Source organism: Beijerinckia mobilis, from assembly GCF_000745425.1.
GTDB classification, from domain to species: Bacteria; Pseudomonadota; Alphaproteobacteria; order Rhizobiales; family Beijerinckiaceae; genus Beijerinckia; species Beijerinckia mobilis.
On sequence record NZ_JQJH01000002.1, the window covers coordinates 337,136 to 361,072 of the forward strand.

19 protein-coding genes are annotated in these 23,937 nt (G+C 58.4%); 12 read left to right on the plus strand and 7 right to left on the minus strand.

What is annotated here, in order from left to right; translation table 11 throughout:
* Window positions 1-157: 157 nt before the first annotated feature.
* Both DL88_RS03730 and DL88_RS03735 read right to left on the minus strand, forming a co-directional pair.
* Window positions 158-1,471, minus strand: a complete 1,314-nt coding sequence (locus DL88_RS03730) for a TolC family outer membrane protein (RefSeq protein WP_156970917.1) — start codon at window positions 1,469-1,471, stop codon at window positions 158-160.
* A 551-nt stretch (window positions 1,472-2,022) separates the two neighbouring features.
* The gene (locus DL88_RS03735; protein WP_051955550.1) at window positions 2,023-2,874 is read right to left on the minus strand and encodes an N-formylglutamate amidohydrolase; all 852 of its coding nucleotides are present in this window, start codon (window positions 2,872-2,874) and stop codon (window positions 2,023-2,025) included.
* Window positions 2,875-3,210: 336 nt separating this feature from the next.
* Here DL88_RS03735 and DL88_RS03740 point away from each other — a divergent pair, with 336 nt between their 5' ends.
* Window positions 3,211-3,597, plus strand: a complete 387-nt coding sequence (locus DL88_RS03740; RefSeq protein ID WP_084704915.1) for a DUF1036 domain-containing protein — start codon at window positions 3,211-3,213, stop codon at window positions 3,595-3,597.
* Between the two features lie 138 nt (window positions 3,598-3,735).
* Here the strand turns inward: DL88_RS03740 and tal are convergent, their stop codons facing one another.
* A complete protein-coding gene (tal, locus tag DL88_RS03745; RefSeq protein WP_034991777.1) occupies window positions 3,736-4,692 on the minus strand; it encodes a transaldolase in 957 nt (318 codons plus the stop codon).
* Between the two features lie 82 nt (window positions 4,693-4,774).
* Window positions 4,775-6,655: a response regulator gene (locus tag DL88_RS03750; protein WP_034991780.1), complete on the minus strand. Its 1,881-nt coding sequence runs from the start codon at window positions 6,653-6,655 to the stop codon at window positions 4,775-4,777.
* A gap of 1,047 nt (window positions 6,656-7,702) precedes the next feature.
* Here DL88_RS03750 and DL88_RS19740 point away from each other — a divergent pair.
* The 3 genes from DL88_RS19740 to DL88_RS03765 all read left to right on the plus strand — a co-directional run bounded on the left by DL88_RS19740 (window position 7,703) and on the right by DL88_RS03765 (window position 9,124).
* Complete coding sequence (locus DL88_RS19740) at window positions 7,703-7,864, plus strand: DUF3309 family protein (protein ID WP_034991783.1); 162 nt, start codon at window positions 7,703-7,705, stop codon at window positions 7,862-7,864.
* Between the two features lie 361 nt (window positions 7,865-8,225).
* Window positions 8,226-8,573, plus strand: a complete 348-nt coding sequence (locus DL88_RS03760; RefSeq protein WP_245270603.1) for a hypothetical protein — start codon at window positions 8,226-8,228, stop codon at window positions 8,571-8,573.
* Window positions 8,570-9,124: a hypothetical protein gene (locus DL88_RS03765; protein ID WP_034991787.1), complete on the plus strand. Its 555-nt coding sequence runs from the start codon at window positions 8,570-8,572 to the stop codon at window positions 9,122-9,124. The genes DL88_RS03760 and DL88_RS03765 overlap by 4 nt, the downstream gene beginning before the upstream one ends.
* A gap of 179 nt (window positions 9,125-9,303) precedes the next feature.
* Here the strand turns inward: DL88_RS03765 and DL88_RS03770 are convergent, their stop codons facing one another.
* Window positions 9,304-10,155, minus strand: a complete 852-nt coding sequence (locus DL88_RS03770) for a response regulator (protein WP_034991791.1) — start codon at window positions 10,153-10,155, stop codon at window positions 9,304-9,306.
* 515 nt (window positions 10,156-10,670) lie between these two features.
* On the opposite strand from DL88_RS03770, the gene DL88_RS03775 reads away from it, so the two are divergent.
* The 3 genes from DL88_RS03775 (at window position 10,671) to fumC (ending at window position 13,310) form a co-directional block, all read left to right on the plus strand.
* The gene (locus DL88_RS03775; RefSeq protein WP_034991794.1) at window positions 10,671-11,006 is read left to right on the plus strand and encodes a NepR family anti-sigma factor; all 336 of its coding nucleotides are present in this window, start codon (window positions 10,671-10,673) and stop codon (window positions 11,004-11,006) included.
* A 122-nt stretch (window positions 11,007-11,128) separates the two neighbouring features.
* A complete protein-coding gene (locus DL88_RS03780; RefSeq protein ID WP_034992320.1) occupies window positions 11,129-11,686 on the plus strand; it encodes a sigma-70 family RNA polymerase sigma factor in 558 nt (185 codons plus the stop codon).
* 226 nt (window positions 11,687-11,912) lie between these two features.
* Window positions 11,913-13,310 carry a class II fumarate hydratase gene (fumC, locus tag DL88_RS03785; RefSeq protein ID WP_034991797.1) on the plus strand — a complete coding sequence of 466 codons (1,398 nt, stop codon included), beginning with the start codon at window positions 11,913-11,915 and terminating at the stop codon, window positions 13,308-13,310.
* A 97-nt stretch (window positions 13,311-13,407) separates the two neighbouring features.
* Here the strand turns inward: fumC and DL88_RS03790 are convergent, their stop codons facing one another.
* Window positions 13,408-14,379 carry a peptidylprolyl isomerase gene (locus DL88_RS03790; RefSeq protein WP_084704881.1) on the minus strand — a complete coding sequence of 324 codons (972 nt, stop codon included), beginning with the start codon at window positions 14,377-14,379 and terminating at the stop codon, window positions 13,408-13,410.
* A gap of 665 nt (window positions 14,380-15,044) precedes the next feature.
* Between DL88_RS03790 and secA the strand changes: the two genes are divergently transcribed.
* A complete protein-coding gene (gene secA, locus DL88_RS03800; RefSeq protein WP_034991805.1) occupies window positions 15,045-17,951 on the plus strand; it encodes a preprotein translocase subunit SecA in 2,907 nt (968 codons plus the stop codon).
* Window positions 17,952-17,994: 43 nt separating this feature from the next.
* On the opposite strand, the gene DL88_RS03805 is transcribed toward secA, so the two are convergent.
* On the minus strand, window positions 17,995-19,233 hold the full coding sequence (locus DL88_RS03805; protein WP_084704883.1) for a DNA recombination protein RmuC: 1,239 nt from the start codon (window positions 19,231-19,233) through the stop codon (window positions 17,995-17,997).
* Between the two features lie 458 nt (window positions 19,234-19,691).
* Between DL88_RS03805 and DL88_RS03815 the strand changes: the two genes are divergently transcribed.
* The 4 genes from DL88_RS03815 (at window position 19,692) to DL88_RS03830 (ending at window position 23,766) form a co-directional block, all read left to right on the plus strand.
* Window positions 19,692-20,711, plus strand: a complete 1,020-nt coding sequence (locus tag DL88_RS03815; RefSeq protein WP_084704885.1) for a YihY/virulence factor BrkB family protein — start codon at window positions 19,692-19,694, stop codon at window positions 20,709-20,711.
* A gap of 221 nt (window positions 20,712-20,932) precedes the next feature.
* Window positions 20,933-21,484 (plus strand): protease adaptor protein RcdA, encoded by a 552-nt coding sequence (gene rcdA / locus DL88_RS03820; protein ID WP_034991812.1) that lies wholly within the window; start codon window positions 20,933-20,935, stop codon window positions 21,482-21,484.
* Window positions 21,481-22,758: a BaiN/RdsA family NAD(P)/FAD-dependent oxidoreductase gene (locus DL88_RS03825; protein ID WP_245270606.1), complete on the plus strand. Its 1,278-nt coding sequence runs from the start codon at window positions 21,481-21,483 to the stop codon at window positions 22,756-22,758. The genes rcdA and DL88_RS03825 overlap by 4 nt, the downstream gene beginning before the upstream one ends.
* Before the next feature lie 666 nt (window positions 22,759-23,424).
* Complete coding sequence (locus DL88_RS03830; RefSeq protein ID WP_034991815.1) at window positions 23,425-23,766, plus strand: HdeA/HdeB family chaperone; 342 nt, start codon at window positions 23,425-23,427, stop codon at window positions 23,764-23,766.
* Window positions 23,767-23,937 lie beyond the last annotated feature (171 nt).

A 23,937-nucleotide genomic window follows, 5' to 3' on the forward strand; every position in this document is an offset into this window, starting at 1 on the left:
AAGTCTCCAGATAGGTCTGCATCTCTCGATCAGGATTCGGGATGGCCACGCATGCGAAGAGCGCGGCGCCTGATCTTTCAAAAGAAGCGCGCGAGTCGTGAAATTTTGATTAAATTCATGCGCCGGTGAAAGCGGAATGAGGAGCCGCTCGAAGCAATCAGCGGCCGTCCGGCGTCCTGATGCCGACCCATTTATCCTTGATCTGCTTGAAATGCACGGTCGGATCATATTGGATGACGCCGAGATGCAGATTGGCTGCGGTCAATTTCCCCATGGCGCCAAGCACCGCATAGGAGGCCACGACACGGTCGCGCTGGGCGGTGACGAGCCTGACGCGCATGCTGAGCAATGTCTGCTGGGCATTCAGGACGTCGAGCGTGGTGCGCTGGCCGACCTGTGCTTCGAGCCGCACGCCGGTCAGGGCGATCTCTGACGCCCGGACCGATGCCTCGGCCGATTGGATCGTGGCCCGGGCCGTTTCCAATTCACCCCAGGTGGAAACCAATGTGGCGCGAACCTGGGTTTTCTGCAGATCGGCCTGCAATTGCGCCTGCGTCACCTGTTCCTTGGCCTGGCGGATTTGCGCATAGGTAATGCCGCCGTTGGCATAGAGGGGAACCGTCACCTGGGGGCCGACAGTGGTGGCGTAGCGCTGATAGCCTTTCTGGCCATTGACGTTGAGGTTCTTGAGCGTATTGGCGACGAAATCGACCTGCGGATAAAGCTGGCCTTCGATGATCTTGACCTGTGAGGCCGCCTGATCCACCGCATGCCGTGCAGACTGGATCGAGGGATGTTCTGCGAAGGCGACAATCACCGCCTTGTCGAGGTTGGCGGGCAGATATTTCTCGACTGTGGCGGCGGGCTGAAGCTGGTTCGGCTCATGGCCGATGACCTGGCGGAAATTGGCGATGCTGATCTTCAGATTGGCCTGCGCCGCGAAATATTCCGAGCGGGCATTCTCGAGACTTGATTCTGCCTGGGCCACGTCGGTTTTCGTGACATCGCCGAGCTGGAAACGGTAGCGCGTCTGGCGCAATTGCTCGACGAGAACTGTGATGTTGTTGCGCCGCAAGGCGACGATCGCCGTGTCGCGCAGGACATCCATATAGGAGGTGGCGCCATTTTGCAGAATGCGCTGCTCGGTGCCGCGCAGGACTTCCCGGGCGCTGAGAATCGATGATTCGGCGCTGCGGACGCTGTTCAGCGTCTGATTGCCGTTGAAGATGTTTTGGGTGATCGTCGCGCCGACATTGCCGATGTCATTGGTGGAACGGCCACCGAAGGCGCTCCCGGATACGCCCGGCAGCGAGGCATAGCGATGGCTGATACCATATTGCCCGCTGCCGACGATGTTCGGCCGGCCGAGCGCAAGCGCCTGGGGCACGGATTCATCGGTTGCGCGCAGTCCGGCGCGCTGCTGGTTCAGATCCGGATTGGTGGAATAGGCGCTGGCGAGCGCGCCCGCCATCGTTTCGCTCCGCCCGGAGGAAGCGGCGCAAAAAAGCAGAAGCAGCCCGAGCCCGTAAGGCGCAGACCGGAGAGTCAATGCTTTAAAGTGCCACGAACGCAAAGATACGCATCCATATCGACGACCGGCCTATCGGAGATCTGGCAGGTCAAAAAACGCATTGGCGGAAATTTGCAGCATCTTCGCCTACCGGTCACGATGTTACGTTGATGCTGCGGCGAGAGGAAAATGAACTCCTCTTGAGGAAAGATAATTGAACCCAGCATAACCTACCCAGGGCGCGATCTCCAGTGCATGCCCCGAGATTTTCCAGGGGTCCTTCGTGTAAGGACCGCAAAAGTGGATTGTTTTTCGAGAATCGACCTTAAAAAATATGCATCTGTTGTAATTTTGTTTGGTTAAAACATTCTTGAATAATGACGTATCGACGTCAAAGCGGGACATCGCATGCGATACGAATCATTGTACATTACAAACATCTTGCTGCTTGCGCCCGGTTTTCGCAACAATACGCGTAAGATCAAAGTTGAAAGCGCTGCCGATTTCGCATCTCACACATGATCGATGTGGATCATACCGTCGTGTTCGAGTGCGTCGCCGAGTGAGCCGGTCCGGCTCGGAAAGAAATCAATCGTATGCTGCGCGGGATTGGCGGTGAGCGGACGCAGGACGCCGGCCAGCCTTTCAGCGAAGGCGGCTGCCATCTCCGGCGTCGCGATGCAATCCTGACGAATCTCGACCAGCACACCCGGCAGGCCGCGGCGCGTTGCTTCCATGTTCAAGGTGTCGCCACGCAGGGCGCCGTCATAGGGCTCATTATCCCCAACGCAAAATCCGGCCTCCGCCAGTTTCTCGATGAGCGGTTTCGCGAAGCGCGGATCATTGTCCCAGAGAACGCCGACCTCCCAGGGCCGGGGCACATTCTTCCAGCAGGGCGTGAAACTATGGATCGCGACGAGAATAGGCACTGGCCCCTGCGCCAGCATGACATCGGTCTCGGTACGGATGGCCAGGCGATAGGGTTGCCAATAAGCGCGCAGCCGGCATTCGATCTCTGCGGCGTCAACACGGGCATTGCCCGGAATGATGCGGCCATCGGAGAGGCGCATCACCAGGGTTGGATCATCGCTGCCGCGATTGACGTCTATGACGAGGCGGGAGACGCAAGTGAGGAGGGCTGGTGCCGAAAAAATCCGCGCCAGGGTGCGTGTGACCATTGCCGCGCCAATATCATAGGCTATATGCCGGGAGAGATCCTCCTCGGTGAGGCCGAGGCCGGCATAATGGGCGGGTACATGATTCGAGGCGTGATCGCATAAAAACAGAAGGCCGGAATCGTGACGGCCCTCGATCCGTTCGACGGATGGTTCCCGAGCGAGGCTGATTTGCGCATCCTGAGTCATGGTTCGTTCTATTCCCGTTCGATCGAATCAAGCCGGAAGGGGTAATTCCGTTTTAGAAAAGTTGAGACTTTGTCGAACACGGAAAGCATTGGCACGAGCCCGCCGCATCCAGAGAGAAAGTCCTTCTGCTGCACGGCCCCGCACGGGATTCCCTTGATCCAACTGTGATTTTACGTTGTGAAATTCCGCTTCAGATCTTTTTTGGAAGCGGATGCGCATTTCGCTCGTTTTACCATGGCCTGAACCGACAGGAAGCTGCTTTCGACGATGAAACGCCTCTCCGTTCTTTCCGCTTTTCCCGCCCTTCTTGCCGCGCCGTTTCTCGCAAGCGGGCTGATGCTTGCCAGCACGCCGGCCTCGGCTGATTTCCGTCTCTGCAACAATACCGAAAGCCGGGTGAGTATTGCTCTTGCCTATACGGATGGTGAGAATTGGGTGAGTGAGGGCTGGTGGAATCTCAAGCCATCGGGCTGTGAAACACTGGTGCGCGGACCGCTCGCCGCTGAATTCTATTATGTCTATGCCATGGATGAGCGCGGCGGAGAATGGAAGGGTAAAGCCTTCATGTGCACGCGCGACCGCGAATTTCGCATCAACGGCCGGCAGGATTGTTTCGTGCGGGGCTTCGACCGGACCGGATTTTTCGAGGTTGATACCGGGAAGGACGCGAAGAACTGGACAGTGCAGTTGACCGATACAAGCGCCGGGCGTTCCAGCCCTTAGATCTACTGAAAAGCACGGGCCTCGAAAATCCTTGCACAGGAAAGGTCCCAGCCTGGCAGGGACCTTTTGCGTTAAAAAGACGCATCAATGGTGTGTAGAAGGGGCAGGTAGGCACCGAGCTCCCGCCAAAGGCGGGGATCAGGCGGCTTCGGCAAGCCGTTTCGACACGAGGGCCCGCAACGCCTGCAAATCCTGGCTGAAGCTCCTGATGCCTTCGGAGAGCTTTTCCGTCGCCATGGCATCTTCGTTCAAGAGATAGCGGAAGGTCTTTTCGTCAAGCGAAAAGGCGGCGGGCGCCCTGGCGGCTGCAGTGCGCGGATCGAGCTTGCGCTCCAGCACGCCCTGATCCTTCGACAATTCCTCGAGCAGGGTGGGTGAAATGGTAAGGCGGTCGCAGCCGGCGAGTGCCTCGATTTCTCCGATATTGCGGAACGATGCGCCCATGATGATCGTGTCGATCCCATAGGCTTTATAATAGGCATAGATCGCCCGGACAGAGAGGACGCCGGGATCGGTTTCCGACGTATAGGTCTTGCCTTCTTTCTTGCTGTACCAGTCGAGGATGCGGCCGACAAAGGGCGAGATCAGAAAGGCCTTGGCCTCGGCGCAGGCCACTGCCTGGACCAGGGAAAAGATCAAGGTCATGTTGCAGTCGATTCCCTCGCGCTGCAGGATTTCGGCGGCCCTGATTCCCTCCCAAGTCGCGGCGATCTTGATCAGGATGCGCCCGCGTGCAATTCCGCGCCGCTCATAATCGGCAATGATCGCCCGCGCCTTGGCGACAGTTCCATCGACATCGAAAGAGAGATCGGCATCGACCTCGGTCGAAACCCGTCCGGGCACGATCTTGGTCAGTTCCTCGCCGAAATTGACCGCCAGCCGGTCGGTGATCGCGCTTGCCGGATGATTATGGCTGATCCCCCACAGGATCGCCTCCTCGACGAGCGGCTTATAGGCCGGCATTTGCGCGGCCTTGAGAATCAGCGTCGGATTGGTGGTGCTGTCGACCGGTTCGAAAGCCCGAATCGCTTCCATATCCCCGGTATCGGCGACGATCGTCGTCATGGTCTTCAACTGGTCGAGCTTGGAGGGCATGGCTGATCCGTCTCTTGAATGCGCGCCCTTTTAGGATAGGGAGGTTTTCGCGTCGTTCAATGCCTCTTACTTCCAATGCATCTCATTGAAGAGTGCCCGTTCGTCTTTCATTCCCCATGTGCAGGGCGGGCGGCGTGGCTAGCTGTCGTTCGGGGTTAGCAATCTGCGCTCCCGCAAGCGTGGTGATGACTGTATCGTCGACAGTGGCATCATGGGGTAGAAGGGGCCGCAGAATATCCTGCACCTGTTGAAACAGCAAAGGCTTCACGGCGAAACGGTCGAATCCCGCTTCCATTGCGGCGGCCTTCATTTCCTCGGTCCCCATGGCGACGAGGAAACAGGGCTCCGTGCACTGGGCTGCCTGTTCCGCCTGGCGCATGTGACGTATGCTCTCGCTGGCATCGAGATCCGGCAGGTGCATGTCGATGAATGCGGCGGCGAAAGGCACCTGTTGGTGGTTGAGCGACCGCAGGAAATGATCGAATGCCGTCAATCCGTCGCGCGCACGGACGGTTTCTAGTCCAAGGGATTCAAGGTAACGGACCGTCAGAAAGGCGCTGATGTCATTATCCTCGGCGAGCAGTACACGTGTATGGCTGATTGTCCGCGCCGCGCTCTCATCCCGCTCGGCGCGATCGTAATCAAGGCAGCGGAAAAGGGATTTGTTACGCACCGGTTTTATCAGCCAGCCATCGAACCCTTCGACCAGGCCGCCACGCCAGATTTGGCGCTCACGGGATGAGAACATCAACAGGGTGCGTTGCACCTGAGCGTCGTGCGCCAATGTGATGAGCGATCTGGCCACCGCGGCTCCGAAATCCATATCGACGATGAGGCCGTCCGGCCGGAAACGTAAATCCTTATGGGAGAGGAAGGCGTCGGCCTCGTTTTCGGTCGTGGCATGGCGCGTCACTGCACCGGCTTCCTCCAGACATTCACAGAGAAATGTGCCGGTGAAGGCGGCTGCGGTTACGACGAGGATAGAATGTCCCGCCAACCGCTGCGACCGTATGAATGGGCTTTCAGTCACGTCCTCGCCGCCGACGCGCAGGGGCAGGGTGAAGGAAAAGATGACACCTTTGCCCTGCGGTGTTTCGAGTGTCAGTGTTCCGCCCATGCGCTTCACAAGGGCGCCTACAAAATTTTGGCCGGAACGTCTTTCGTCATCATCCTGTGTGTCTGATGAATCGTCCTGAAGGAATTGCATGATGCCTTCCGAAAAGACAGATTGAGTATCGTCGCGTGTATCGGTGACGGAAAAATGGAGCGTATCGGCGGATGGGCGTGACACTTTGATGCCGACACCCCCGTTTGTGGTGCAGGCGATGGCATCACCGACGAGTTCGGTCAGGACGAGGCGCAGACGTTCGGCATCTGCGATAATCGTATCCGGGATATCAAGTCCGATGGATAATGCGATCTCGATTCCCTTGTTATGGGCCTGCGCCGCAAAGGATTCCGCGATGCCTTCGACGAGAAGAGCGAGGCCGAAGGAATCGCAGCCTGAGACCCCGATTTCATCGTCGTCATCGGCTACAAGCGTATCCTGCACATTGGTCAACGGATTATCGGCCACGACGTCATCGGCAAGGTCAAAATCAGCGCATGTGAGGGCGTTGCCGGAGAGACCCGGCCAGTCGGTTCCCTCGCTTGCGAGTCGGTCGGCGAACCCTTGCCGGACATGGGGCGGTTGGTGCTGCGAGCCCGCATCCACACTCCCGGCCGGTTGGAATCTCGACCCGCGCGGCTGCTTCGTTTCCTGCCAGGAAGTCGGGTTGCCGGCGGCGTGCGCAAATTCTTGTCTTTTGGCTCCTGCGCGATTCCTGCGTGGCTTCGCGTCGGGGGTGGGGTCGATGGCGCTCAGCAAGGCACCGACGAGAAAGGCAACAACAGTCCCGCAGAGAACCACGATGAGAAAGGTGCTCCAGAAAATGTCGAAGCGCATAGCTTCGACAATGCTCATCCCTCTGTTCATGCCCGCCCCCGCGCCCTTGCCGCCTGTACCCTTGTTGCCTGTACCCTTGCCGCCACGGTGTCGGGTCGGAAAATGAATTCGTTCGCCCGAAGGTTCTGATCACTTCATAAAAGGATAATGCATTGTTCCTGCATCCGTCTGAGCAAATCAGGTTCTAAAGTGTTTTCGGATACATCCGAAGGATCCCGCCAAGAAAATTGATTGCATTTTCAAAAGGTCGTAAACGACAAGGAATCTTGTTGGTAAGAAAATGAGCCCGCCTCATCCTCCGCGCCCCCTCTCCCTGGATCGTCGGTGGATTGCGATTCTCTGTCTGAGATGTGTGTTGGTGATCATAAACGCGAGGGTTTTTCGCTTCGTTGTCAAAATATGGAAAATTGCACCCAATCAGGCGGCGGTGAGCGTAATTGCCTTGTCAACAAGGAGGGATGTAGCTGTTTTCTGTATACAATTCTCCGTCATAAGATGATGCCGAAAAGGGGCTTGTGCCTTGTTGTTTGTGGAAAATGCGGCGGAAGTCGTTATGTAAATTGCGAGATCAGCGATTAGTGGGAGGTACAGGGACGTCGCGCCAGAGGGTTTCAATAGCGCTTTCTGCCGCAAGAAACGCGCGGGGCGTTGCGATCACTCGCTTCTGTCTGGACGACAATGTTCCCGACCCCGGATCTAATATATTCGGATTCCGCAGGAATTCCCGGCTCAGTTCTTTTAAGTCATTAAATATAAATGATTACAATAACATGCTGCCTTATTCCTTCGGAGGGATGGTATGCCAATTCTTCTTGTAAATCTCTCGCCGAGACTTGATTCATTGGGATTCGTCCCTCCGTGCCGGTTCTCCGCCGGATCCTTCTTGATCCCAACAGATTGGGATCAGGCAGTCATGGTATAAGGCGGGGGCGATTGAGCGCTTCTCTGACGGAACCGATGAGCGGAACCGGGCGTTGGATATACAGAATAGCAAAGATTATGAGCCTGTCGCGGGCGGCTGGGCCGGAATAGACGCATCCAGTCGCGGCATGCGGAGGAGCCTCTATGTCGCTAAGCACACTTTTGTTGATCATCCTCATTTTATTGCTGATCGGCGCAATTCCGAGCTGGCCCTATAGTCGGGGTTGGGGCTATGGTCCCTCCGGTATATTGGGAATCGTGCTTATCGTGCTGATCATCGTCTTGCTGACGCGAGGCGGAATTTGATTGCGGTCTCTGTTGCTCGGCTGCCTATCCGAAGGGGAACCTGCTTTTCGGTACGACGCCGGAGTGTGTTTCCGCTTTGATTCAAATTTTGAATCAAAACGAAATGATGGAAGATAGGCAATTTTGTCTGGAGCCTCGCGGTTTCGTCCGCAAGTACCCGCCTGATGCCTTTCGTGGGCTGTTCGAGATTGACAATCGGGATCCGGCTCCAAGCGCCGTCAATGATGGGAGCCGTCTGTAAAGGGCATGAGGCGTTTCCCCTGCTGATTTGATGTTATGGCTTGTTTTGTTCTGGTCTCATCCTCTCCCGGCAAGCGTGGCCGCTACCTATATTTAATGATATCAACCATAGGAGATGCTTATGCCAAAGCCCCTCGAAGAAGCCTCGCAGGACCTTTCCGCCGATCTCATGGTTCTGCGCAACGATATCGCCAAACTCAGTTCCTCTGTGGCTGAGCTGGTGCGGGCACAGGCCTCGGCGACGAGCGACACGGTCTTTAGCGCCGTCGATCATGCGCGCCATAAATTCACCGAATCCGCGCATGACGCCAAGGCGAAATTCTCGTCTTCCGCCAGCCAGGCTCAGGAACAGGTCAGCAGCCTCAGTTCTGATCTCGAAGCGACGATCGAACGCAATCCCGTAGTAGCGGTTCTTGTCGCGGCTCTTGCGGGCCTTCTCGTCGGATTGATCAGCCGTCCACGTTCATGATGCCTTACTTCCAGCGGCTCGCGCGCGACGCGGCCGCACCCCTCATTGAATTCGGCGTGACGCTCGCCAAAAAAATAGCGCTGCTTCTGTTTGCAGCGCTATTTTTGCTACTTTCCCTGATTTTCCTCACGATCGCGCTGTTCGGCTGGATCGCGAGCTTGATCGGCCAGCCGCTGGCGGCGCTTTGCGTCGGAGGTGCCTATCTGCTTTGCGCGGTCCTCGCTCTGGTCCTGGCTTTGCGCAAACCGGCGCCTGTCGAACCCGTCAGCCTGCGTGAGCGCCTTGCCGCCGCTGAGGCCGAGGAACGAGCGCAGGAAAAAACCGAGGCCGAGCGGGAACAAGCGGCCCGTACAGCCGCGGAGATCGACGAACTCGTCGTGCCTTTGCTGAGTTTCCTGCAGGATTCAGGGCTGGAACGGGAGAGGCTGGCTGTCCTTGCTGGCGCATCCATCGCCAAGCAATTGCACGGATACACGCTGATCGCTGCGGGGATGATTGCCGGCTTTTTTGCTGGCCGCTTCTTTTTGCGAAAGCCTGACAATCAGCCGTAATTTGCGAATAGCGATTCAAGGTCGCCGGGAAGATTTGGCTATCCCAGCGCGGTCTATACACGATCATTCTCCGGGCGTTCTCGGGGAAAATTCTTCTGCTGATAAAGCATCCCCTGGGGAGCCACGCTCGCGAGTGATGCTCACAAGCGGTGCTCACATGGATGCTCATATCGCGCTGTCTAGCCGAGCGTCAGGCTCTCCCGCGGTTTGTCCTTCGTATGCGACCGGCGATCGAAGAACAGCGCTTGGCTTATGACCGCTTTCAGGCTTTCGATGCTGAATGGCTTGGTGATGAGGAAGGCCGGTTCCGGCGGCGTACCGGTCAGGAACCGTTCCGGATAGGCGGTGATGAATATGACCGGCACCGAGAAGGAGGAGAGGATCTGATTGACGGCTTCGAGCCCTGAGCTTCCATCAGCGAGCTGAATGTCGGCGAGAATGAGACCCGGACGTTCGCGTGCCACGAGTTCGACGGCTTCGCGATGCGTCCGCGCGACGCCGATGACGCGATGTCCGAGATCCTCGACGAGGGTCTGGATATCGAGTGCGATGAAAGGCTCGTCTTCGATGATCAGCACATTGGTGCGAATCTGCTGGGTAATTTCCTTGCTTGCCGCGTCAATGAGCCGTGCGGCCTCCGAGCTGGAACATTCGAGCGTGCGGCCGACTTCCTCGGTTTCGAAACCTTCGAGCGCACTCAGAAGGAAGGCGATGCGCGGGCGCAAGGTGATCGCGTCGAGATTGCGCCTTGCGCCATATTCGTCGCTGGTGAGATCGACCGGATCGACGTGATCATTGACCGGCATCGAACTCCAGACTTTCAGGAATACGCGATAGAGGGCGGCGCGTAGGTCATGGGGGGCGGCGGGCTCGCCGCTTTGCATGTTCACGTTCAAAAGCGAGGGATCCGCGACGATCGTCTCCAGCGTCGCCAGAACGTATGCGTCGCCTCCGGCCTGATTCCCGCTCAGAGCGCGTGAAAATCGGCGCAAATAGGGAATATAGGTGGAAACGGCTTGCGATATCGACATGAAACTACCCCTGACCTCCGACAGCCGACCCAATGGGTCCGATCCGCAATCGATCGATGCGTCCACGTCGGGCGGGATGGAGGCCGCCGCCCGCCCGCGCTGAAGAATACAGCTTGGCTGCTCAATGCGATACGGGCAAAAAGGTTCCTGTCCATGGAACTTTGAGGGCGACATGACGTTTAACGGCAGCGCTGTTACAGAATGATTGCGCCGTCTTGGGGCAGGGAAACCTCGCGCTCGCTAAGACGGGGGATGATCATGAAATGGCGATTGCAAGACGCAGCGAGGTGCCAGTGTCAACTCGGACCCGACGGACGTTTCATTCGCTCCATCCCGTGTTCATCCTGTCCGGAGCTGTTAGCCGGGTCTCTCGATGCGTTTGATATATGGCAGATTTCTGGCGTCTCTCCCGCCGTGATCTTCGCCCTGACATCGAAGGCATTTTCATTGTGTGACGAAGAAGCGCTTCTGGCAATATCTAGGGTAAGCACGTGAATCAGTCCAGAAATTTAGGCATGTCCTCGATCGAGCCGGAGAATGAAGAGGAAACGGAAGGCATTGACGAAGGTGCCAAGCTGGTTCCGCTGCGGCGGGGCAGCGGGGCTTCGCGAGGCGGGTCCGAGCCGGCCGCATCGGATGCTGCCGGATCCGAATCCGCTGGTTCCGATTATCGGGATTTGCCGCTTCGCAGGCCGCCGAACCGGACGCTGACGGATGAGATCGGGAAAAGCCTGCGGATGGTCTATGATGATATTGTGGCGCAGCCGGTGCCCGATCGGTTCCTCGATCTGTTGAAGGAACTGGAAGACAAGACGCTTTCGCCGGGCAAACCGGGGAAGGAGGGCTCGTGACCGATCCGAACGATCCCGACGACGGCCTCGCTTCCGAAGTGCCGGCCGCCACGGCCCCGCATCCTGCGGATCCCTTGGCCGCCAATCCATCCGCCGCGAGTCCGCCCGCAGCCAGCCGTCAGATGACGGCCGATCTTATCGCTGTCATTCCCAATCTGCGCGCTTTCGCCGTCTCCTTATGCGGCAATCTCGACCGTGCCGACGACCTTGTCCAGGAGACGCTGGTCAAGGCCTGGAGTAATCTCGACTCCTTCGTCGAGGGCACCAATCTGCGCGCCTGGCTCTTCACCATCCTGCGCAACATCTATTATTCCGAATATCGAAAAAGGCGCCGCGAGGTGGCCGATTCGGATGGCGCCATTGCCGCCAAACTGGCTTCGGCGCCGGCGCAGAACGGGCATATGGATCTGCTCGATTTTCGTGAAGCCCTGCAGCAATTGCCGCATGATCAGCGTGAGGCTTTGATCCTCATCGGTGCTTCCGGCCTGTCTTATGAGGAGGCGGCGAGCATCTGTGGCTGTGCCGTCGGCACGATGAAAAGCCGGGTGAACCGGGCCCGTGGCCGGCTCGCTGATCTCCTTTCGATTTCCTCCGCCGCCGAATTCGGCTCCGAAGGCGATTGGCAGGGCACTGATCCCAGCCTCATGGGGCAGCATTATTCTCGCGCCGGCAATGATTGACGCGGATCCCCTCGCTCCATCGGGCAGGGCGCGACATCCGGTGAAGCGGCACCGTCAAACCAAACGGAGAGGGTCTCTTTCGAGAGGATCCGATACATTTTCAGAGAGCGAAAATTGTCGCGGCCGGTTCCGGTTGAGTGCGTGACCCTCTCTGGCCGGACGGTATGCGACCGTCGCATCTGTTGAGGCGATGTGTGGACAGTCGGGAAGGGTGCGGGAGGGATGGATGCAGGAAGAGACACGCACCGAAACGGATTCCTTCGGGCCGATCGAGGTCCCGGCCAACCGGTATTGGGGTGCTCAGACGGAACGGTCTTTGATCCATTTCCGGATCGGCGACACGAAAATGCCGCTGGAATTGGTCCATGCCCTGGCGCTCGTTAAACGCGCCGCCGCGAGTGTCAACCAGCAGCAGGGTCTGCTGCCGGAATGGCTTGCAACACCGATCATCGCCGCTGCCCAGGAAATCGAGGCTGGCCAGTGGGATGATCATTTCCCTTTGCTCGTCTATCAGACCGGCTCGGGGACGCAGAGCAATATGAATGTCAATGAGGTGATCGCCAATCGCGCCAATGTGTTGCTTGGCGAGGCTCCGGGATCGAAACAGCCGGTTCACCCGAATGATCATGTCAATCTGAGCCAATCCTCGAACGATGCCTTTCCGACCGCCATGCATATCGCGGTTGTGCTCGCCCTGAAGCAGAAGCTCCTGCCGGCGCTCAGTGCGTTGCGCGATGCTTTGGACCGGCGGTCCCAGGCTTTTTCCGGCATCATCAAGATCGGCCGCACCCATCTCCAGGATGCGACGCCGGTTTCGCTGGGCCAGGAGTTTTCCGGTTATGCGGCGGCCCTCGATTATGACCGGGACCGGATCGAGGCAACCTTGCCGGGCCTCTACCGTCTGGCGCAGGGTGGCACTGCTGTCGGTACAGGGCTGAACAGCAGGAAGGGTTTTTCGGAGGCTTTCGCGTGGGAGATCGCCACGCTGACAGGTCAGCCTTTCGTCACCGCACCCAATAAATTCGAGGCGCTTGCCACGCATGATGCGCTCGTCTTCATGCACGGGGCGCTGAACACTCTGGCGGCGAGCCTGTTCAAGATCGGCAACGACATCCGGCTTGCAGGCAGTGGCCCGCGTTCCGGGCTCGGCGAATTGCATTTGCCGGAAAACGAACCAGGTTCCTCGATCATGCCCGGCAAGGTCAATCCGACGCAGGTCGAGGCACTGACCATGGTGGCGGCACGTGTGTTCGGCAATCAGACGACGGTCACTGTCGCCGGTTCACAGGGGCAGTTCGAGCTCAATGTGTTCAAGCCGGTGATTGCCTTCGCCTGTCTGGAAAGCATCCGGCTGCTTGCCGATGCGATGCAGAGCTTCCAGCATTATTGCATCGACGATCTGGCGGCGAATGAAGCGCGCATCAAGGAGCTTTTGAATAATTCGCTCATGCTGGTGACGGCGCTGAGCCCCAAGATCGGCTATGACAAAGCGGCGACCATCGCCAAGACCGCGCATAAGAACGGTACCACCTTGCGCGAGGAAGCCGTGCGCCTTGGCTATGTGACGTCGGAGGATTTCGACGCGCTCGTGCGCCCCGAAGCCATGCTTGCGCCGGAAGCTTGAAGGCAGGCGGAGCCAGCGAAGAATGGAAAGAATGGAAGGAAGCGCGAGGGCTACGCGCTTCCTCCCCATCCGAGCAGCGGGAAGGTGTCCTCGCTGCTTATTTCTTTCCGGCCGGCTTGGCGGCGGGTGCGGATTTGGCGGGCGCCTTGGCCGGTTCTCCGGCGGGGGCAGCCTCATCGCTCTCCATCTTTTCGATCTTGGCATTCTTGCGCAATTGCGCGACGAGTTCGCCCTGCGCTTTCTGGATGACGAAGCGGGCGACCTGATCCTTCACCTGGTCATAGGGCGGGAACACTTTCTCGCGCTTGTCGATGACCTCGATGACGTGCCAGCCGAACTGGCTCTTGACCGGCTCGGAGAGCTGTCCCTTTTCCAGCTTGAAGGCGGCATCGGCGAATTCCGGCACCATGCGGTCCTTGGTGAACCAGCCGAGATCGCCGCCATCGGAGCTCGGATCCTTCGAGACTTCCTTCGCCACTTTGGCGAAATCCTCGCCGGCCTTCAGCCTTTTGATGACGGCCTTGGCATCGTCGTCGGTAGCGACGAGAATGTGGCGGGCATGGACTTCCTGCTCCGGCTTCTGCGCCTTGGCCGCCTCGTCATAGGCAGCCTTCAGCGCTTCGTCGGTCACCGCGCTTTTCGCGATCTGCGTGAGGAGAACCTCCATCAGGAGCTTTTCGCGGAAATAGGCGAGGCGGGCGGCGAAATCCTGGGTCTTGTCGAGCTTGTCGGCCTGCGCCTTCTGTGCGACGAGTTCGGCATCGATCAGATAATCAAGCAGATAATTTTCGCGCTGCTTGCCCTGCAGTTGCGGCGGCAGGCTCGACCCCAGATCTTCCGTGGCGAATTTGAGATCCTCGTCGGTGATATCCTTGCCGTTGACCTTGGCGAGGACCTTGGCCGTGGCGGCCGTGGCGGTGAGTGCCGTGAGCGGCGAGCCGAATCCCAGACCGAGACCCAGGGCCAGAGAAAGGGCCAAAGAGAGCGGCAGGGAGCTGCCGCGGGTCGCGGTGCTGCGGGACGAGGCGAACCCCAGCATGGCGGGGCGAGAAGAATTCGTCATCGGCATTCATGGGCTCCGGCGGAGAAAACGTCACTCGGCGCGGTCCTTCACGCCGAATCGGTTTGAGAAAGCAGAAGAGGACCTGTCTGCTCTTCATGGGGAACAGGGCGGATGCAAGGAATTTCGACTCCGCTCCGGTCAGAAATAAGGAGAAACGTGAAAAACGTCCAAGAAAGGTCCCCTGGAAGGGATCGGACCCTGTGCTTTCGCCCCGGGAAGCGGCGCTTCTCCAATTCCCAGTCGCCAAGGTGCATGCTCGCGCGGATTTGACAAGGCACTATCCCAATCTTATCTCTCGCGGAAGCCTTTCCCCGACGAAGGAAAGAGGGCGCATGCGCCAGGGCCGCACCGAGGGATTGCTGAGGGATTGGCGAAGGGACTGCCTGGGGTTGCGGAGGGTTTCCGGGAAATCGGCTGGGCGGGCGCTGTTTTCGGCATTCTTCCAGTTGTCACGCTCTGGGGATAGCGGGCATTCTATTCAGGATGCGCCGGGGCAGGGCATTGGAAACCCGGCCATCGGTTTCGCAACCTGATCGGCCAAAGCCTCTTGGCCGGTCCTCCGGTGTCCGGCATCAGGCGTCCGGCATGCGGTTCCGGCACGGTTGGGGCGCGTTTCTCCGCATCCTTGCCGCGTTTATCGAAGTCGCATTCATCTGAAAGGTTTCTTCATAATGTGGGCTACCCTCGCGAAAAAGATTTTCGGCACGGCGAACGATCGCCGTTTGAAGGGATATCGCCCCAAGGTTGCAGCGATCAATGCGCTCGAACCGGAGATACAGAAACTCTCCGATGACGAGCTCGCTGCGCGAACCGTGCAATTCCGTGAGGAATTGGCTGCTGGCAAAAGCCTTGATGATCTCCTGATCCCGGCTTTCGCGACCGTGCGCGAGGCCGGACGGCGTGTGTTCGGCCAGCGGCATTTCGACGTACAGCTCATCGGCGGCATGGTGCTGCATGAAGGTGGCATTGCCGAAATGCGTACCGGCGAGGGCAAGACGCTCGTTGCGACGCTCGCCACTTATCTCAATGCGCTCAGCGGCCAGGGCGTGCATGTCGTCACCGTCAATGATTATCTCGCCCGCCGCGACGCTGAATGGATGGGGCAGCTTTATCATTTCCTCGGGCTGTCGACCGGCATCATCGTCCATGGACTCGATGATGCGGAGCGCCGCGCCGCATATGCCGCCGATATCACCTACGGCACCAATAATGAATTCGGTTTCGATTATCTGCGCGACAATATGAAATATGAGCTGGGCCATATGGTCCAGCGCGGCCATTCCTTCGCTATCGTTGATGAAGTCGATTCGATCCTCGTCGACGAAGCGCGCACGCCTTTGATCATTTCCGGACCCTCGGACGATAAATCCGATCTCTACAATCTCGTCGATACTTTTCTTCCCCATTTGATCGCCGAGGATTATGAGGTCGATGAAAAGCAGCGGACGACCCATCTGACCGAGGCCGGTAACGAACATATCGAGGCGCTGCTCGGCGAGGCGGGCGTTCTCAAGGACGGCTCCCTTTATGATGCCGCCAATGTCACTCTCGTCCACCATGTCAATCAGGCGTTGCGCGCGCACAAATTGTTCCAGCGTGACAAGGATTACATCGTGCGCAACGGCGAGGTGGTGATCATCGATGAATTCACCGGTCGCATGATGCCGGGACGGCGCTATTCGGAAGGCCTGCACCAGGCGCTTGAGGCCAAGGAACATGTGCAGGTGCAGCCGGAAAATGTGACGCTCGCCTCGATCACCTTCCAGAACTATTTCCGCCTCTACAAGAAGCTCGCCGGCATGACAGGAACGGCGGCAACCGAGGCTGATGAATTCGCCGAAATCTACAAGCTTGATGTGGTCTCGATCCCGACCAACAAGCCGGTGCGGCGTCATGACGAGGATGACGAAGTCTACCGCACCAACGAGGAAAAGCTGCGGGCGATCACCCGCGAGATTGCGGCTGCGAGCGAGACACTCCAGCCGATGCTAGTCGGCACGACTTCGATCGAAAAATCGGAACAGCTCGCCGATTTCATGCTCAAGCAGGGCTACAAGCAGATCGATTTTTCCGAACCCAAGGCGCTGCAGAAACTCTATGCCGCGGCGCGGTCCGGCAAGCCTTCAAAGCTCTTCGCCGTGCTGAACGCCCGTTTCCACGAGCAGGAAGCCTATATTGTCGCCGAGGCCGGCGTACCCGGTGCGATCACCATCGCCACCAATATGGCTGGACGCGGCACCGACATCAAACTCGGCGGCAATGTCGAGATGCGGGTCGAGCAGGAATGCGGCGCCTTGCCGGAAGGGCCCGAGCGTGAGGCGAAGGAAGCGGAGATCCGCGCGGAAGTCGAGCGTTTCAAGGAACAGGCGATCACCGCCGGCGGCCTCTACATCATCGGCACCGAGCGGCACGAGAGCCGCCGCATCGACAACCAGCTTCGTGGCCGCTCCGGCCGCCAGGGCGATCCTGGCCGTTCCAAATTCTTCCTATCGCTTAAGGACGATCTGATGCGGATCTTCGGATCCGATCGCATGGAATCCATGCTTTTGAAGCTCGGCCTGAAGGAAGATGAGGCGATCGTCCATCCCTGGATCAACAAGGCTCTCGAAAAGGCGCAGCAGAAGGTCGAGGCGCGCAATTTCGAGATGCGCAAGAACATTCTGAAATATGACAATGTCATGAACGACCAGCGCAAGGTCGTCTTTGAGCAGCGCCGCGAGATGATGGGGCAGGATTCGCTCGAGGAGATCATTCATGAGATGCGCACCGGCGTCGTCGACGATCTGATCGCCAAACATGTCCAGCATGACGCCTATCCCGAGGCATGGGATATTGATGGCCTTGCGCAGGGTGTCGAAACCGCTCTCAATCTCGCATTGCCTCTCGCCGACTGGGCCAAGGAGGAGGGCATCAGCGACGAGGCGATGCATGAGCGGCTGCAGCAGGCGGCGGATCAGGCCTATGCCGAGCGGGTCGGGCGCAATGGCCCGGATCTGATGCGTTATATCGAGAAACAGGTGGTGCTTCAGGTGCTTGATCATCTGTGGCGCGAGCATCTCGTCACGCTCGATCACCTGCGCCAGGTCATCGGCTGGCGCGGCCTTGCCCAGCGTGATCCGCTGAATGAATATAAATCCGAAGCCTTCGACCTGTTCGATGAGCTCATCACACAGCTGCGTGAGACCACCACGGCGCAATTGAGCCGCGTCGAGGTGGCCTTCGCGCCATCGGAAGGCTCCGTCTTTCCCGGCGACGAGCCGGCGGCCGCGCCCTTCGATCCGATTCCCGCCTTGCCGCCGCTCGCCACCTCGATTGCCATGGAGGGGCCGACGGAAACCGGTCAGACGGAAGTCAGCTTCCTGCCGCTTCAGGGGGCGGAAGCCTTCAACGGACGCGATGTTCTGGTCGCTGCCGGAGAACCGGGGCTGGAACCGGGGCTCGCCACGCTCGAACGCGGCGCGGGTGGCGGCGAGCGCAAGAGCGATGATCCGGAAAGCTGGGGGCGCGTCGGCCGCAACGAACCCTGTCCCTGCGGCTCAGGCAAGAAATACAAACATTGCCACGGGCAGTTGAGCTGAGGATTCCGGTAAAGTAGCGGTTCGCGATTGCGGTCGCGAACCTTCATTCGGCCGCTTTGCCGCTGGTCTGAAACAGGTCCGCCATGCTGGGCGTGACCGATGGCGCCCCAGCTGTCTGCGGTATCGCCTCGCGTTCGTCGGAAAAATCCATCTGTTCGATCCGCGTGCCGCGGCGACTGATCTTTTCCGATGATGCCTGCAACTGGTCGAGATCCTCGCTCGCAAGTCTGAAATGCTGCGATAATTTGGCTGCCTTCTGCCGCAGCTGCGCGACATCCTCCATCAGCAGGCGCACCTCATCCTGAATGATATGGGCCTGCTCGCGCATACAGGCGTCACGGACGATCGCTTGCGTCACCTGGATTGCCATGACGAGAAGCGACGGCGAGACGATGAGGATGCGCTGGCGGTGCGCCTTCTGGATGAGATCCTCGAAATATTCATGCAGATCGGCATGCAGGGATTCAGACGGCACGAACAACAGCGCGATATCCTGTGTTTCTCCCGGCAGAAAATAACGCTCGGCAATATCGTTGACATGTTTGCCGACATCCGCGCGTACACGCGACGCCGCCTGTTTGCGCGCCATGTCATCGGCCGCCTGCCGAAGCAAGGTGAAGGATTCGAGCGGAAATTTGGCATCGATCACCAGACCGCGTTCGTCGCCGGGGAGCCGTACCAGACAATCCGGCCGCATGCGGTTGGAGAGAGTGGGTTGAAAAGCATAGGCATGGGCGGGAAGATTGTCGCGCACGATGGCTTCCATCCGGCCCTGGCCAAAAGCGCCGCGCGCCTGTTTGTTGGCGAGAATATTTTTGAGGCCGAGGACTTCCTGCGTCAGCCCGGCGAGGCGCGTCTGTGCAGCGTCGATGACGGCAAGCCTTTCGTTCAGACGCGTGAGGGAGACGCCGGTCTTCTGCGCCGAATGATCGAGCGTCTCGTCGAGCCGTGCCCCGACGCGGTCGAGCCTTTCCGCAACCAGGCGGGCGAGATCGGCCTGGCGGGACCCGAGAATCTCGCCCATGCTGCGCAGCCGTCCGGTCAGTTCCGCATTCTGCCGGTTGAGCGCGAGAAGGTTCTTTTCAAGGAGCTGCTGGCGAAGCTGAAACTGCCGCGCATCGCGGCGTCCATGCCAGAGTATGAGGGCCAGAGCGAGCAGCAAAAGAGCGCCACCGCCGATCAGCAGGAGAAAAGAATCGGCGTCCGTGAAGAGGGTTGCGGAGGAGGATAGTCCGGCTGGGGAGGGGCTTGCTTGAGTGCCGCCCAGGATTCTTTCATGCATTCACATTCCACTCCCCTTGCCGGTACCGCCACAAAACGGGTTCCAGAGACCTCGGGCTTCGGCCGACGGAAATTGGCAAAGGGAAGGGGGAAGAGTGAGAAATTTAGTGATTTCTCCTTAACAAAAGCTTTGTGAAAGCCCGGCCGCGCCATTTTTCCCAAGCTGTTTTCCCGTTCCGATTTCCCGGTGGAATGTGCCGGAGACGGCTCTGAATGAAAGGCAACCTCTATATGGGCAGATATATGGGCAGACCTGCTCAAGGGATTTTTCCTCGGAGACCTGCCCTTGAGGGCCCACTCATTTTGCAAGTGCACAAGGAAACCGTTTCCGGTAAACCCGGACACGCGGCGACGAAACAGTCCACAACCGCGTTCATGATTGATGAAACGCGTGCCTTTCCCCGAAAACGAAGCGGAGCGTGCCGCGCGCTCCAGTCCATTGCCGCGGGGCTTTGAAGCATGGGATTTCGCCTCGCAAAGGAAATCATCAGACTGCGGAAGCTGCCGCTGCTCGACCTGATCGTCGATGCCTTCCTGCGCTTTGTGGAGGACGATGGCTGGGCGATTGCCAGCCATGTCGCCTTGTCGGCGCTGACCTCGATGTTTCCGTTCCTGATTTTCGTCACTGCTCTGGCGGCTTTTCTCGGCACGCGGGATTTGCCCGAGGAGGCGGTCACCTTTCTGTTCAACGCCTGGCCTGCGGAAGTGGCGCGTCCGCTTGCGGCCGAAATTCATAATGTATTGACGCAGGCGCGCGGCGGGCTTCTGACGGTCGGCGTGGTGCTCGCCATCTATTTTTCCTCGAGCGGAGTCGAGGCCCTGCGCATTGCGCTAAACCGGGCCTATGACGTCAAGGATATGCGAAGCTGGTATCTTCTCCGTCTTGAATCGATCGGCTACGTCTTCATCGGCGCCTTCTGCCTGTTGAGCTTCGCGCTGTTCATCGTGCTCGCGCCGCTGATCTGGGAAATCGTTCTGCGCATCGCCCCGCGCATAGCGCCGTTGCAGCAATTCGTGACGCTTGCCCGCTTCTCGATCGTGACGGCGATCCTGCTTCTGGCCTTGATCGTCATGCATAAATTTCTGCCAGCGGGGCGGCGGCGCCTGCGCGATATTCTGATCGGCATAGTCTTCACTTTCATCCTGTGGATCGCCGGCGGTATGGCGTTTGGCTCCTATCTTGCCGAATTCGCCCGCAATTATGTGTCGACCTACGCCGGTCTCGCTTCAGTGATGATCGCTCTGGTGTTTTTCTACATGCTCGCCTGCATCTTCATCTATGGCGCGGAACTGAATGCCGCCATCATGCGCCATTCGCAGCGCAAGCAGATGATGCGCACGGCGATTGGACACCCGGCCTTACTGACCCATCAGGACGCATTTACTGTGGAAGAAGAAAAGGTTGTGGGGGGCAAAGATGCGGACCGGATCGGGCACTCGTCTCTTGAACGGACTTTGTCCGAGCGGAATGAGGCCTGATCGGCAGTTAACCTTGATCAACGGTGAATCATGCGCTCGTTCTGGAACATGCTATAGCAAGAGAATGACGGGTCGCCCGTGGAGCCACTTTCTTTGAAAAGGCTCTAGAGCATTGAAATTCAATAAAATTGTACTGAAATTCTCCGTCGCTTTTTTTCATTGATGCTCTACAACGGCCTCACTTTGTTGCGGCACCAATGCATTCGACTTTGAGAGTACCCATGGAAGCGCTGTTACACGAGACCTCCGCGCAGCCGATTTACTTCGGCGCCAAACTTATGAGTTCGGCGCAGTTCAGAAGTCTGTTTCAGGAAGGCATGGATCTCGTGGCCGATGCCGCGGCCTATCTCGACGGCGAGGGGCGCGATGATTCCAAACGGCTCAACCGGGCCGGAGCCCTTGCCTATTCGGTCGAAAGCATGCGGCTGACGACGCGTCTTTTGCAACTCGCTTCCTGGTTGTTGTTGCAGCGCGCGGTTAATGAAGGGGAATTGAGCGCCGAGGATGCCGGCAGCGACAAGCACAAGATCCAGCTCTCGCCGCAGGACGTCGCCACCAATGAGGAAACATTCGGCCTTCTGCCATTGCGTCTGTGCGAACTCATCGATCATTCGATCCGGTTGCAGGGCCGGATTCTCCATCTCGACGATCTTTTGCAGCGCGCGGAAGCCGATGTGCCGCAACCGGTCGCACAGCGTAATCCCGTTGCCGAATGTCTTGACGCCCTGAAGGCGGCGCTCGCCCGGGAGATCGGTGAGGCGGAGGGATCTTGACGCCGCGCGACGCAACACTGAAGGAAATTGCGGTCGTCGGCGGCGGTCCGGCCGGACTTTTCGCCGCCGAAATCATCGCGCAGGCCTTTGGTGTAAGCGCCAGGGTGACCATCTATGAGCGCATGGCTTCTGTCGGGCGCAAATTCCTGCTCGCTGGCCGGGGTGGCCTCAACCTGACCCATAGCGAGGCTTTCGACCTATTTCTGAGCCGCTACGGGTCTGCCGCCCCGCGGCTCGATGCGGCGCTTCGCGCCTTTCCACCTCAGGCATTGCGGCAATGGTGCGAGTCTCTGGGCGAAGAGACTTTCGTTGGATCGAGCGGCCGGATCTTTCCTAAAAGTTTCAAGACCTCCCCCTTGCTGCGCGCCTGGCTCGCGCGGCTGCGCGAGCAGGGTGTCCGCTTTGCCCTGCGGCATGAATGGCGCGGATTTGACGGCACCAAAGCGCTGGTCTTCGACACACCGGACGGGATTCAAAGAATCGAGGCCGACGCCGTCGTTCTGGCTCTCGGTGGCGCCAGCTGGCCAAGGCTTGGCTCCGACGGGAGCTGGAAAGCGCTTGTGGAACAGGGGGGCGTTGAAGTCGCGCCGCTCCTGCCGGCCAATAGTGGGTTCACCCTTGCCTGGTCGGAACATTTTCTCCGTTCCCGCGAGGGCGCGCCGCTCAAAAATCTGCGCCTCTCCTGCCGTGATCTTTCGGGCGCGGTTCATTCGTCGCCGGGCGAGTTGACGGTCACCCATCAGGGGCTTGAGGGGGGAGGGCTTTACGCGCTGGGCCGTTTCTTGCGGGAAAATCTTCTCGCCAATGGCGAAGCCTGGCTGCGTCTTGATTTATGTCCGGATCTCGATCGGGAGGAAGTCGAGCGGCGTATCGCCGCCCGCGCGGTGAAACAATCGCTCTCGACCTTTCTGCGCAAAAGCCTGCATCTTGCGCCGCCCGCCATCGGCCTCATCAACGAGGCTTCGTTGCAGATGGGAGAAAAGTCCGCAACGCTGGCGCCAGCCGAACTCGCCGAGCGCATCAAGGATCTGCCTCTGCGGCTTACCGGCATGGCCTCGATCGCAGATGCCATTTCGACTGCTGGCGGGATCGCCTTCGACGAAGTGGACGCGTTTTTCATGCTGCGCAAATTGCCCGGCCTGTTCGTCGCAGGCGAGATGCTCGATTGGGAAGCGCCGACTGGTGGTTATCTGTTGCAGGCCTGTTTCGCGACCGGCAAGCGCGCTGGCGAGGGCGTGGTGCAATGGTTGGGGCGGGAAGGACACGGGCAATAGAGCATTTTGTATTGATGTTGAATCGCTTTGCGATTTCATCTGTCTGAAAATGCACTGGTTATTTTGGTTGGAGCGTTTTCGGATATTTCCGGAGCGCTTGAACCTGTCTTGTTGGACGTCATGACTTTATCGCCCGCCACCTGCGCTCTCATTAATGATGAGCGATATAGACTCGCCAAAAAGTGTCATTCCTTTGGTTGAAAAACACCGCATGGCTTCGTGCCGGTTCGGATGTATCCGGAAACGCTCGTTATAAAAACGAAAGTGTTTTCAAAGCAATGGCATTGCGAAACGGGCCGTCGTGGTTGGAAAATGCCCTCGGCCGAAAATCAGATGGTCTCTCGACGGGTAGACAGCGGCCGCCGAATCATCTTTTCTGCCCATGAGCATGATAGGATGTTTGTATATGCTCATTGGACGATAATAAAGCGTGGCAAGAAAGTGCCTTCTCAAAACGGTTTGACAGAAACGGTCCGCGCTCGAGTCTTTTCGATTTCGCTGACATTGTTAATGATCAGAAGCTTTTGAAAATACATGCTTCTTGATGAGATGTCATAGAATCTATCGAAGGATTCCAACTGTCATATCGATGACATATCGCGTTGAAAGCGATTCCAGAAAGCAATTTCGATAGTGTTTGGCCCTGCCGGAACCAGTGAGGGGAATATGCTCAAATTCGTGACGATGTTTGCAGTAGCGATGGCCTTTGTTGCGCCGGCTCGCGCGCAGACTGAGCTTTCGGCCTATGCCGATAAGAACGGTTACGTGAACATGAACGAGCTCACCTGCGCTCAACTCGCGCATACATTTCAGGAAGATGCGAACTTCCTGGGAGTCTGGTACAGCGGCTGGTACAACGGCCTCGCCAAGAAATCCTCCATCAATATTCCGCGGGTCAAGGAAGGCGTTCACGAAGTGATCGTGTATTGCAAGGCCCATCAGGACAAGAAGATCATCGAAGCGATTGGCACCATTCTGGAAAAGGAAAAAGAGCGCAAGGGCGAATGAGGCCGTTGGCCGGCTGATCGCACCGCGCTGCAGGAATGCCATTTTGCCGGAAAGCGGAAATCGCCTGGGCTAAAAGGCTCTCTCTTTCGCTTCAGATTGTAAATAACCCGCCGGGCAGATGCGAGCCAATCGCATCTGTTCCGCCTCGCCGGCGTTGGACATGAATCCGCG